11 protein-coding genes are annotated in these 11,414 nt (G+C 73.8%); 7 read left to right on the top strand and 4 right to left on the bottom strand.

The genetic code is table 11. The features are described 5' to 3' along the window. Positions 1 to 48 precede the first annotated feature (48 nt). Together ACFYYW_RS16105 and ACFYYW_RS16100 are read right to left on the bottom strand one after the other, a co-directional pair. Entirely contained in the window at positions 49 to 804 is a 756-nt protein-coding gene (locus ACFYYW_RS16105; RefSeq protein WP_352331111.1) for an AraC family transcriptional regulator, read from the bottom strand. A 219-nt stretch (positions 805 to 1,023) separates the two neighbouring features. Next, the gene (locus tag ACFYYW_RS16100) at positions 1,024 to 1,872 is read right to left on the bottom strand and encodes a metallophosphoesterase family protein (RefSeq protein WP_387649318.1); all 849 of its coding nucleotides are present in this window, start codon (positions 1,870 to 1,872) and stop codon (positions 1,024 to 1,026) included. A gap of 209 nt (positions 1,873 to 2,081) precedes the next feature. Here ACFYYW_RS16100 and ACFYYW_RS16095 point away from each other — a divergent pair, with 209 nt between their 5' ends. From ACFYYW_RS16095 to ACFYYW_RS16075, 5 genes are read left to right on the top strand one after another with little or no spacing between them, the layout of a single operon-like run. Next, positions 2,082 to 2,609 carry a sigma-70 family RNA polymerase sigma factor gene (locus tag ACFYYW_RS16095; RefSeq protein ID WP_364392078.1) on the top strand — a complete coding sequence of 176 codons (528 nt, stop codon included), beginning with the start codon at positions 2,082 to 2,084 and terminating at the stop codon, positions 2,607 to 2,609. Positions 2,610 to 2,623: 14 nt separating this feature from the next. Continuing rightward, positions 2,624 to 3,184 carry a DUF5987 family protein gene (locus ACFYYW_RS16090; protein ID WP_352330936.1) on the top strand — a complete coding sequence of 187 codons (561 nt, stop codon included), beginning with the start codon at positions 2,624 to 2,626 and terminating at the stop codon, positions 3,182 to 3,184. Continuing rightward, the gene (locus tag ACFYYW_RS16085; RefSeq protein ID WP_387649315.1) at positions 3,181 to 4,833 is read left to right on the top strand and encodes a GMC family oxidoreductase N-terminal domain-containing protein; all 1,653 of its coding nucleotides are present in this window, start codon (positions 3,181 to 3,183) and stop codon (positions 4,831 to 4,833) included. Before ACFYYW_RS16090 ends, ACFYYW_RS16085 begins: the two co-directional genes overlap by 4 nt. Positions 4,834 to 4,843: 10 nt before the next feature. Further along, positions 4,844 to 5,962, top strand: coding sequence for a carboxymuconolactone decarboxylase family protein (locus ACFYYW_RS16080; RefSeq protein WP_387649313.1), 1,119 nt, complete (start codon positions 4,844 to 4,846; stop codon positions 5,960 to 5,962). A 13-nt stretch (positions 5,963 to 5,975) separates the two neighbouring features. Continuing rightward, positions 5,976 to 6,779, top strand: coding sequence for a TIGR03084 family metal-binding protein (locus ACFYYW_RS16075; RefSeq protein WP_387649310.1), 804 nt, complete (start codon positions 5,976 to 5,978; stop codon positions 6,777 to 6,779). Between the two features lie 175 nt (positions 6,780 to 6,954). Here ACFYYW_RS16075 and ACFYYW_RS16070 read toward each other — a convergent pair whose 3' ends face one another. Next, positions 6,955 to 8,457, bottom strand: coding sequence for a benzoate-CoA ligase family protein (locus tag ACFYYW_RS16070; protein ID WP_387649307.1), 1,503 nt, complete (start codon positions 8,455 to 8,457; stop codon positions 6,955 to 6,957). Between the two features lie 231 nt (positions 8,458 to 8,688). On the opposite strand from ACFYYW_RS16070, the gene ACFYYW_RS16065 reads away from it, so the two are divergent. After that, a complete protein-coding gene (locus ACFYYW_RS16065; protein ID WP_387649305.1) occupies positions 8,689 to 9,801 on the top strand; it encodes a hypothetical protein in 1,113 nt (370 codons plus the stop codon). A 97-nt stretch (positions 9,802 to 9,898) separates the two neighbouring features. Next, positions 9,899 to 10,885 (top strand): helix-turn-helix transcriptional regulator, encoded by a 987-nt coding sequence (locus tag ACFYYW_RS16060; protein WP_364420244.1) that lies wholly within the window; start codon positions 9,899 to 9,901, stop codon positions 10,883 to 10,885. A 145-nt stretch (positions 10,886 to 11,030) separates the two neighbouring features. Here ACFYYW_RS16060 and ACFYYW_RS16055 read toward each other — a convergent pair whose 3' ends face one another. Further along, a complete protein-coding gene (locus tag ACFYYW_RS16055) occupies positions 11,031 to 11,201 on the bottom strand; it encodes a hypothetical protein (RefSeq protein ID WP_352354823.1) in 171 nt (56 codons plus the stop codon). Positions 11,202 to 11,414: the final 213 nt, after the last annotated feature.

The raw sequence follows: 11,414 nt of genomic DNA, 5'->3' as shown, positions 1-11,414 counted from the left end.
CCCGCGGACGTCGTCCGCGGGCCCTTCCGCACGTGCCGCCCCTTCCTGTCAGGTGTGGGTGTCGGTCCAGGCCAGCAGGTCGCGCAGGGCGAGCAGGACGGGCGGGTCGAGCGCGTTCATGGGACGCAGCCGCAGGTCGGCGCGCTCGCTGCCGCCGCCGCCCACCTCGATCGGCCCGATCCGCGCGATGCACGTCGCGGCGTCACCCTGGGGCGGGTGGTGCACGGCGTCCTCGCGGGACTCGGCCACGGACTGGGCGATCAGGTACCAGGTGCCCTTGGGCACGTTCTCCAGCACGTACGGGCCGGGCCGGTCGATCAGGGTGAAGCTCGCCGGTCTGCCCTCCAGGATCTGGCCGGGGAAGACGCCGGCGAACACCGGCCGGTCGGCCAGCGGCGAGGTCACGACGCCGTGCAGGGTCGCCGCCGGGCCGCCGAACGCGCGCTCGCCGCCGGCCAGGTCCGCCGCCGTGACGCTCAGGAACTGCCGGTACCTGCTCGGCGACAGGCCCACGCTGTGGGTGAAGCGCGAGCTGAAGGTGCCCACGCTGGAGTAGCCGACCTGGTGGCTGATGTGCGTGATGCTGAGCGAGGTGGACACGAGCAGGCGTTTGGCCTCGCGCAGCCGCACCGCGGACAGGAACCGTCCAGGGGACAGCCCGGTCACGCGCTGGAAGACGCGCGAGAAGTGGAACTTGCTGAACATCGCGGTCCGCGCCATGTCGTCAATGGTGAGCTGCTCGCCGTGGTTCTCCTGCATGCTCTCGATGACCCGCAGGACCGCTCGTTCGATGACGTCGTCCATATGGTCTCCCGGAACCCGGAAGCCCTCGGGCGCGCGTCCCCCGTCGATTCTCCGGCCGGAGAATTCCCGGGGGGCGCGACGATTCCTCGGCGCTCCGGATGCATTGCCTTTCGGTTGCCACCTGGTACACGCTCGCGGGCGCGCAGTACGCTGCATGACAAATCGCCCTTTTTTGGGAAATCTTCGGAAATCTCGGCAATTTATCTGAGAATGCGGTTTTTATCGGGCCCATTCGCGGCGGGGGGCCGGCAGCAGTTGCCTGAGCACCCGGCCGTCGCGGTGGTGCGGCCGCCGCTCGTGCGGGTAGCCGAGCGAGACCTCCTCGAAGCGCACCCCGTCGTGCCAGCTCGTGCCCGGGATGTGCAGGTGGCCGTGGACGACCGCGGCGGCGCGGAAGCGCAGGTGCCAGTCGGCCGTCTGCTCGGTGCCGCACCACAGCGCCAGCTCCTGGTGCCGCAGCACGCGGGTGGGGGCGCGCAGCAGCGGGAAGTGGTTGACCAGGACCGTGGGCAGGGCCGGGTCGAGCGCGTCCAGCCGCAGCTCGCTCTCGCGCACCCGGGCCCGGCACCACGCCTGCCTGCTGGGATAGGGCTCGGGATGCAGCAGGAACTCGTCCCTGCACACCACCCCCTGTTCGCGGGCCAGGACGAGCGCCTGTTCCCGGGTGGTGCCGGGCGGGCGGAAGCTGTAGTCGTACAGCAGGAACAGCGGGACGACGGCCACCGGGCCGCCCTCCCCCGCCCAGACCGCGTACGGGTCCTCGGGCGTGAGCACGCCGAGGCGCCGGCAGATCTGCACCAGCCGCCGGTAGCGCTCCTCGCCGCGCAGGCCGGGGTCGCCGGGCGTGGTCCACAGCTCGTGGTTGCCCGGCGCCCACACCACCTTGGCGAAGCGCTCGCCGAGCAGGCCGAGCGTGCGCTCGAAGTCGTCCAGCCGCTCGGCGACGTCCCCCGCCACCAGCAGCCAGTCGTCCGCGGTGCGCGGGCGCAGCTCCTCCACGACCGCCCGGTTCTCGGGAAATCCGACGTGGAGGTCGCTGATCGCCAGTAATGCACCGGAGGCGCTCACGCCGCGAGCGTATGCGCGCGAGAACGACCGGGAAGCGCGCGGAGCGAGAAACAGGGGTCTCATAGGGGCGAATAGGGGGTGGCGGCGGCGCCTTTGTGGATAAGGGCGCGGGGGCGTCCGTTAGGGGTTGTTGCGGCGCACCGCGCATTCAATTCTGAGCATGCCGAAGAAAGCGGAAATTGCACGGCCGTGTTCCGGGGGTGAGGGTGATGGCCGATGTACGGGGGCAGGAATTCGCTGATTTCGCGCGGGAGGCGAGGCCCATGCTGCGCCGGGTGGCCTTCCGGCTCTCCGACGACTGGCACGAGGCCGAGGACCTCGTCCAGCGGACTCTGCTGGCGCTGCACCGGCACTGGGACGGCCTCGACCGGCGCGACCGCGCCGAGGCGTACGCGCGGCAGATCATGCGGCGGCTGCTCATCAGCGACCGCAGGTCGCTGCGCTGGTCGCGGGAGGTGCTCAGCGGCGCGCCGCCCGACGCCGCCGCGGCGCTGGACCCCTACGACCTGGTGGGCGAGCGCATCGTGCTGATGGGCGCGCTGGCCAGGCTCGGGCCGCGGCAGCGGGCGACGATCTTCTTCCGGTTCTGGGAGGGGCGCAGCGCCGAGGACACGGCCCGGGTCATGGGCAACGAGTCCTCCACGGTCCGCAGCCAGACCGTCAGGGCGCTGAGCACCCTGCGGGCCGCGCTGGCACGCACCGACCCCGCCGACCGTACCGACCGAAAGCCGACCTGAACGAGGGAGTACCCATGGGTCCACTGCTCTACGAGACGAGGGTGGAGACGCTGGAGGCGCTCGCGGACACCATCGTGCCCGGCCCCAAGCGCGGTCCGGACGACCGGGCGGTGGCCGGCATGAGCCCGACGGGCGGCGCGGTCGCGGCCGGCGCCGTCGAGCTGCTGGAATGGGACGCCACCGGCGTCACCGAGGGCCTGGACGACTACGCCCGCTCGCTGAACGAGCACGCCCGCGCCCATGCCGACCAGCACGGCATCGTGCTGGAGGAGGGCGTGCCGGCGTTCGTGGCCCTGCCGTTCGAGGAGCGCGGCGCGCTGGTGCGCACGCTGACCGCGCCCGGCCACCCGGAGAAGGCGCTGTGGGTGCTGCTGGTGCTGTTCTGCTACATGGCCTACGACTCCGCCGCCCACCTGCACACCGCCGACGCCATCAGGGCCGGGCATCCCGGCCTGACCGCCATGGGCATCGCCCCGCCGGACGCGGACGGGCTCTGGCGCTTCCCCGCCTACTCCTACGGGCGTCCCCTCGCCGACCTCCACCCGGACACGACAGCTTCAGGGAGCCCCGCATGAACGGCGTCGAACACACCGACGTGCTGGTGATCGGCAGCGGCTTCGGCGGCGCGATCCCCGCCTACCATCTGGCCGCCGGCGGCGCCGACGTGGTGATGCTGGAGCGCGGCCCGTGGCTGGAGTCGGCCGACTACGAGCACGACTTCAAGCTGGGCTCGTCCTACACCCGCATCTTCGACTTCACCGTCGGCGACGGCATGAGCGTGCTGGGCGGCAACTGCGTGGGCGGCGGCAGCGTGGTCTACTTCGCGGCCATGCCGCGCGCGCCGCGCTTCGTCTTCGAGCGCCGCGGCAGCATCAACCGCCGCATGTGGCCGGCCGCGATCAGCCGCGACACCCTCGACCCCTGGTACGACCGGGTCGCCGAGTCGATCTCCATCACCCAGCAGGGCTGGGAGGACGTCTCGTACTCCGGCGGACTGTGGGCGGCGGCCTGCCGGCACGCGGGCCGCACCGCCAACCCCGTGCCCGCGGCCGTGGACACCGGGGCCTGCGTCAACTGCAACTGGATGATGGCCGGCTGCCGGTTCGACGCCAAGCAGTCGCTGCTGGTCAACTACCTGCCGGCGGCGCTCGCCCACGGCGCCGAGATCCGGCCGCTGCACGAGGTGCAGAGCATCGAGCGCACGCCCGAGGGCTCCTACCGGGTGCACTACAAGATCGTCCATGGCGAGGACTACCGCCTGACCGAGGGCGAGGGCACGATCGAGGCCAAGGTGGTGGTCCTCGCCGCGGGCGCCGCCGCCACGCCGGTCATCCTGCAGCGCAGCGAGGCCGCGCTCGGCGCGATGCCGCACGCCGTGGGCCGCTACTTCTCCGGCAACGGCGAGCGGCTCAACACCGCCGTGCTGAACGAGGAGCGCGTGCTCGAGGTGCTGGGCCTGGAGCGCGGCGACGGCCTGGCGTACGCGGCCAACCAGATCGGCAAGGGCCCGACGGTGGCCAACTGGGACCGCCTGGACGGCTCGCTGCCCGAGTACACCCGCTACTCGCTGGAGCAGCTCTACTTCCCGCCCGGCCTGGGTACCATCCTCGCGCTGGCCGGCGGCCCCGAGCCGGCGTGGTTCGGGCTGCGCAAGAAGGAGATGCTGGAACGCTGGCGGTCCTGGCTGATCATCTTCCAGATGATCGAGGACGACAACGAGGGCGTCTTCGGGCCGCCGCCCGCGCGCGGCAACGCCGACCGGGTCTCCCAGCAGATGCTGGGCGTCGGCCGGCTGTCGTACAAGCCGACCGCGAACACCTCGGCCGCCTGGGCGATGGCCGACGCCGAGTGCAAGGAGATCCTGGAGCGCGACGGGCTGGCCACGGTGACGCCGTGGACGAACGACCTGGTCGGCGCGTACACGGTGCATCCGCTGGCCTCGTGCCGGATCGGCGACGACCCGTACACCTCGGCGCTGGACGACGGGCACGAGCTGCGCGGGCACCCGGGGATCTTCGTCACGGACGGCTCGGCCGTGCCCGGCGCGCTGACCGTCAACCCGGCGATGACCATCTCCGCGCTGGCCGAGCGGGCCGTGCCGGGGATCGTCAGGGCCGCGCGGGAGCGGGGCGTGCAGGTCTCCTACGGCGCGCCCGCCCCGGACGGCTCCACCGCCGGCCGCCGGGCCACCGCGTCGCTGGCCGCCGCCGCGCTGCGCGGGTAGGGCGCCGGCGATGGGACGGCTGCTCAGCCGGATGACCGCGCCCGGCGCGCTCGCCCAGGTGCGGTACGTGCGCCCGGTGCGGCCGGGCGCCGCCCGCGGCCTGGTGGCCCGGGTGTACGAGCAGGTCGAGCGGGACTTCGGCATGCTCGCGCCGCCGGTGGCCCTGCACTCCCCCGCGCCGTGCGCCCTGGCCGCGTGCTGGCTGGTCCTGCGCGAGTCGCTGCTGGCCGCCGGCGCGGCCGGCCGGGTGGCCGGGGAGCTGGTGGCGAGGGAGGTCTCGGCCGGCAACACCTGCCCGTACTGCGTGGACGTGCACGGCGCGACCCTGCGCGCGCTGACCCCCGCCGATCCCGGGCTGCGGCCGCTGGCCGCCTGGGCCAGGGCGAGCGCCGCCCCCGGAGCGGGCGGCCCGCCGGTGACGGGGACGGCGGCCGTGGAGCTCGTGGCGGTCGCGGTGACCTTCCAGTACCTCAACCGCATGGTCAACGTGTTCCTCGGCGACTCGCCGCTGCCGCCGGAGCTGCCGGGCGCCGCGCGTGGGCCCGCGCTGCGGGTGTTCGGCGCGCTCATGCGGCCCGCCGCGCGGCGGCCCGCGACCCCCGGCGGCTCGCTGGGCCTGCTGCCCGGCGCGCCACTGCCGGACGACCTGGCCTGGGCGGGCGGCGTCCCGCGGCTCGGCGAGGCGTTCGCCAGGGCCGCGGCGGCGATCGAGGAGGGCGGCGCGCGGCGGCTGCCCGTCCCGGTCCGCGACCTGGTCGCCGAGCGGGTGTCCGGCTGGGACGGCGTCCCGCCCGGCCCCGGCCGCGGCTGGGCCGATCAGGCCGCCGCCGCGCTGCCGCCCGCGCAGCGTCCGGCCGCCCGGCTGGCGCTGCTGACCGCGCTGGCCTCCCACCAGGTGGACGCGCGCACGGTCGGCGAGTTCCGGGCCGCGACGCCGGGTCCGGCCGCGCTCGCCGACGCCGCGCCCACCGACGCCGCGCTCGCCGACGCCGCGCTCGCCGACGCCGCGCTCGCCGACGCCGCGCTCGTCGAGGCGGCCTCCTGGGCGGCCATGACCGCCGCGCGCCGGACCGGCGCCTGGTCCGGGCCGCCCGCCACCCCGCTTCCGACCGCATCGACAGCCGACTGAAAGGAACGAGGACGTGACCGAGCTAGAGGTAGTGCTCGACGACCTGGCGGCCGACGGCGACCAGCTCGACGCGCTGGTGTCGGGCCTGGACGCCCAGCAGTGGAAGCTGCCCACCCCCGCGCTGGGCTGGACGATCGCCGACCAGATCGCCCACCTGGCCTTCATCTTCCGCCTCGCCACCGCCGCCGCCACCGACGCGGAGGCGTTCGCGGCCATGACGGCCGGCGCCGAGAAGAACTTCGACGGCGCGGTGAACGCCGCGCTCAAGGCGTTCGAGAACGACTCGCCGGACACGCTGCTGGCCAAGTGGCGGGCCGGACGGTCGCAGGTGCACGCCGGTCTGGCCGCCGTGCCCGCGGGCGAGGTCGTGCCGTGGCTGGTCAACCCGCTGCCGCCGATCGTGCTGGCGTGCGCGGGCATCATGGAGACCTTCGCCCACGGGCAGGACGTCGCTGACGCCCTCGGCGTGCGGCTGGAGCGCACCGACCGGCTGCGGCACCTGGTCGTCTTCGCGGTGCTCACCCGGGACTTCGGCTACCTGTCGCGCGGGCTGACCCCGCCGGCCGAGGAGTTCCGCTTCGAGATCACCGGCCCCTCCGGCGAGGTGTGGGCCTACGGCCCCGAGGACGCGGCCCAGCGGGTCTCGGGCCCGGCCGAGGACTTCTGCCTGCTGGTGACCAGGCGGCGGCACCGCGCCGACGTGGCGGTCACGGCGACGGGCGCCGAGGCCGACCGCTGGCTGGACATCGCGCAGGCCTACCGCGGGCCGGCCGGCGCCGGCCGGCGTCCCGGCCAGTTCGCCCGCGCCGGCGTCTGACAGGCGGCGCCTGACAAGCGGCGCCTGACAAGCGACGTCCGAGAAGCGACGTTTGAGAAGCGGCGTCCGAGAAGCGGCGTCTGAACAGCGGCGTCCGAGAAGCGGCGTGTGAGAAGTTTCCCGAACCGCGGGCGCGCCCGTCCGGAACTCCCCCAGTCCCGGGCGCGCCCGCTTCTCACGCCCCGATCTCCAGCGCGCGGCGGTCCACCTTGCCCGAGGCCGTCTGCGGCAGGCGCTCCACGAACGTGATCTTCCGGGGGAACTTCTGGGCCGCCAGCCGGGCCCGGACGAACGCCTTCAGCTCGGCCGCCTCGACCGCCGCCGAGGCCACCACGTACGCGTGCGGCCGGGTCAGCCCGCGCAGCCGGTACCCGACCACCGCGCACTCGACGACGGCCGGGTGCTCGCGCAGGCAGTTCTCGATCTCGGCGGGCGCCACCCAGGACCCGCCCACCTTCAGCAGGTCGTCGGCCCGTCCCCGGTAGCGGAAGTAACCGTCGGCGTCCCTGGTCACCAGGTCGCCCGAGCGCACGGTCCGCCCGCCCACGAACGTGCTCGCGGTCCGCTCCGGGTCCTGCCAGTACTCCAGCGCGACGGCGTCGCCGGTGACCTCCAGCCGCCCGGTCTCGCCGTCGGGGACCTCCCGCCCCTCGGGGTCCACGACGCGGGCGCGGTAGCCGGGGACGACCTGGCCGAGCGTGCCGGGCCGGACCCGTCCCGGGCGGTTGGACAGGAAGATGTGGTACGCCTCGGAGGAGCCGAGCCCGTCCACCACCTCCACGCCGAAGGTGTCGCTCCAGCGGCGGTGCAGTTCGGGCGGCAGCGCCTCGCCCGCCGACGTGCACAGCCGCAGGCAGCTCAGGTCCTGCCGGCCGGCGTCGGGGTGGGCGAGCATGGCGCTCATCATCGTGGGCACGTTCACCAGGACCGTGGGCCGGTGCTCGGCGATCAGCTCGAAGATCGTCTCCACCCGGCTGCGTTCGGGGAAGATCACGCCGGCCGCGCCGACGCCGAAGGGGAACAGGGCGGTCAGGTCGCGGGCGTAGCCGAAGAACAGTTTGGGCACGGGCAGCACCACGTCGTCCGGGCGCAGGTCCAGCACGCCGCGGGCGTAGGAGTCGAAGCTGACGTGCGGGCTCCTGGCGGGCAGCACGCAGGCGCGCGGCGCGCCGGTGCTGCCGGTGGTGAACTTCCAAAGCGCCACGTCCCCGGCGGCGACCTGCACCGGGTCCAGCCGGGCGTCCTGCGCGCCGACCAGGGTGTCGAAGTGGTGCTCGCCGGGGCGCAGCAGGTGGCGCGGCACGCCGGTGACGAGCAGGCCGGTCAGCCCCGCCGCGCGCAGGCTCTCCAGCGCCGACGGCCCGGCGACCACCAGGCGCGGACGGGCGTACCCGGCGAAGTAGCGGTAGTCCTTGGGCCGCAGGAACGTATAGACCTCGGCGGTGACCGCGCCGATCTTCTGGGCGCCGTACCAGGTGGCGACCGACTCCACGCTGTCGTCGGCGGCGATGAGCACCCGGTCGCCGCGGCGTACGCCGAGCTCGCGCAGCGCGTTGCCGGCGCGGTCGGCCAGGGCGCGCAGCGTCGCGTAGTCGACGCGGCCCTGGCGGGTGACGAGCGCGGTCCTGGTGCCGTCGGCGCGGTCGAGGAATCGTGCGGCGATGTTGAAAGAGTCCATGACATGCCTTCTCGCTGCTCTGCTCGCGGGCTGGTTCCGCCTTCCACGGTGCCGGGCGCGGGCCGTCCGCAGGGGGCCTGGAGGCGTCAGCAAGCTGGCGGTCGTGGCAGCTTGCTGACGGGTTTCTCCCGGATTGCGGGATGGCCGCCGCGGCGTTGACGGGCCCGTTCGGCCGCGCGTGTACTGGGGATGCGGCGGCCGCGACGGCCGTCGCGCTGCGGAGGAGAAGCGATGGCATCCACGCCCGCGGGCTCGTGGCCGGTGACGGAGACGACCGGTGAGGCGCCCGGTGACACGGCCGGCGGCATGGTCGGTGACATGGCCGGCGACATGGCCGGCGGCACGGCCGGTGAGACCGCCGCCGGGACGGCCGGTGAGGCGTTCGCGCCGACGGCCGACTGCCTGGGCGGCGCCGTCCATCTGGCCTGCGCCGAATCCCCGCAGGACGAGCTCGCCGTCATCGTCGCCGGGTTCGCCGGCTACGAGGCCCAGAGCAGGGCGCGGGCCCTGGCCCGGCTCGCCGCCCTGCGCCGCCTGCGCCGCCTGACCGGCGACGGCCCCCAGCCCGCGTGGACGGGGACGGAGCTGCGCCTGTCGGACTTCGTCGCCGACCCGCCGGCGAGCCTGCGGCGGCACGTGCCCGGCACCGGCCTGCTCAGCGGGCGGCGCTACCGGCTGCCCGTCGAGGTGGTGTGGACGGGCGGGCACGAATGCCTGGTCGAGCCGGCCACGAGCGGCGTGGTGGACAGCGGCGTGCCGGAGGCGATCGCCGAGGTGGTCGCCCACGACGTGGTGGCGCGCTGGTGGGCCGAGCCGCGCGAGCCGCTGCTGCGGGTCTCCGGCTCGCTGGACCGCCTGCTGCCGCCCGGCGTGACGGCCGCGGCCTCGGGGCTGGGGCTGCGGATGTCGGCGTTCGTGTTGTCGGTGCCCGATCTCCGGGTCGCCCTGGTGACCGTCGGCGGCGAGGGCGCGACACTGGCCGCGGCGGCCGGCCGTACCGTGAAGTCGGCCGTGTGCGAGGCGTTCCTGCGCGCGATGGCGGCCAGGGCGCAGCCGTGGAGCACGCTGGAGCTGCCCGACTGCCTGCGCCGGTTCGCCGTGTGGCAGCGGGAGGGCGACTACGCCGCCCATCTGGAGCGCCTGGCCGTCGACGCCGATCCGCGGCTGGTGGACGAGGTGAGCGGGCTGCGTCCGTCCGGCTGGCCGGAGATCGCCGCGCGCCGGTTCGGGCACGAGCCGGTCGCCGTGCGGGCCGGCGGCGAGGTCGTCAAGGTGTTGTGCCCGGGGGCCGCGTGCTACCGGGCCGCGCCGGGGGCCACCGTGCTGCCCTGTCCCGTGCCCTGACCTCCGCGGACACCGCAACCTGCGAGGAGCGCCGGCCGTCCGGATTCCGATAATGGAAGTGCAAGCTCCGGCCGCCGAACCCCCCGGGAGGTGGGGCGTGGATCTGTCCGTCATTGGAGTCACCCCCGAAGCGGAGGCGGTCTACCGCTACTTCCTGCGCCATCGGGGGGAGAGCGTCGGCTCGGTGCCCGAGGCCCTGGACCTCGATCCCGAGACGGTGGAGTCGGCGGTGGAGACGCTCGACCGGCTCGCCATGCTCGACCTGAACGACCGCCACCGGGTCACCGCGACCGAGCCGCGGATCGCCATCGAGCGCCTGGTCGAGCAGCGCCTGGAGGAGCTGAACGCGGAGATCCGCCGGGTGTTCGGCGCCCGCGACGCCATCTCCAGCTTCCTGGAGGACAAGCGGGAGGGCGACCGCTCCAACGCGGTGTTGGACATCGAGCGGGTGGAGAGCGGCGCGCGGGTCCGCCAGCGCCTGGACGACCTGGCCTTCTTCTCCTACAAGGAGACGCTCTGCCTGCACCCGGGCGGGCCGTTCAACGAGGTGATGATCGAGTCGGCGCTGCCGCTCGACACGCGCTCGCTGCGGCGCGGCCTGGCCCTGCGCGAGATCTTCCACCCCAAGGCGCTGGAGGACCAGCGCATGGTGTCGTACCTGCGCGAGCTGGCGCACCTGGGCGCCGAGATCCGCGTCACCGACCAGCCGATGGACCGCATGCTCATGTACGACCGCAGCGTGGCCGTCGTCCCGATCGACCCCAAGGCGCACTCCACGGGCGCGCTGCTGGTCCGCGAGCCGGGCCTGATCTCCCAGCTCGTCATCTACTTCGAGGGCCTGTGGAAGTCGGCCGTGCCGCTGGCCGACCACCTCGACCCGCCCGGCGAGGAGCCGACGTTGTCGAAGATGGAGCAGCGGGTGCTGGCGGTCATGGCCACGGCCGACAAGGACGAGATCGCCGCCCGCGAGCTGGACATCTCGGTGCGCACCTACCGCCGTTACGTCGCCGACCTGATGGCCAGGCTCGGCGCGGTCAACCGTTTCCAGGCGGCGCTGCGCGCCAAGGAGGAGAACTGGATCTGACGCGTTTCTTCCGGCGTTTCCCGCCGGACGACATGACGAACCCCCTCGACCCGGTCGCGGGGGTTCTCTCGTGTTCGGCCCTCGTCCTATAAGCAGACCTCCTCGGCGAAATTCACGGTCAATTCCTTTCCGGTGTCGGGGCTTTTTACGGCCAGGTGTTGCCCTGCGGGGAGGGCAGCGGGGTGGGCAGCGGCCAGGTGTTGCCGTCAGGGCCGGCCGGCGCGGGCCAGGTGTTGCCGTCCGCCTGCAGCACCACCGTGTCGGCGGCAGCGGCGGCGGCCTGCGCGGCGGTGGCGCCGACGGCCCAGACGAGCATCCCGGAGACAATCGCGATAATCCACTGGGAAATCCTCTTGGCAACAATGCTGTTCGTCATTTCACTGCCTCTTTCTCGGCGGTTCGTGGCGCTGTTTCCTTGCACTTCCAACTTTGCGCCGCGGCGGGGGCGCGAACCAGGCTTCGGCGAGGCAGCAAGCTGCATCGGCGTTTCCGCTTCCTGCCATGTCCGACGCGGTCAAGCACTGCAGGA

The organism is Nonomuraea sp. NPDC001831 (assembly GCF_042892035.1).
GTDB lineage: Bacteria > Actinomycetota > Actinomycetes > Streptosporangiales > Streptosporangiaceae > Nonomuraea.
This window is presented reverse-complemented; position numbering and strand designations above follow the sequence as displayed.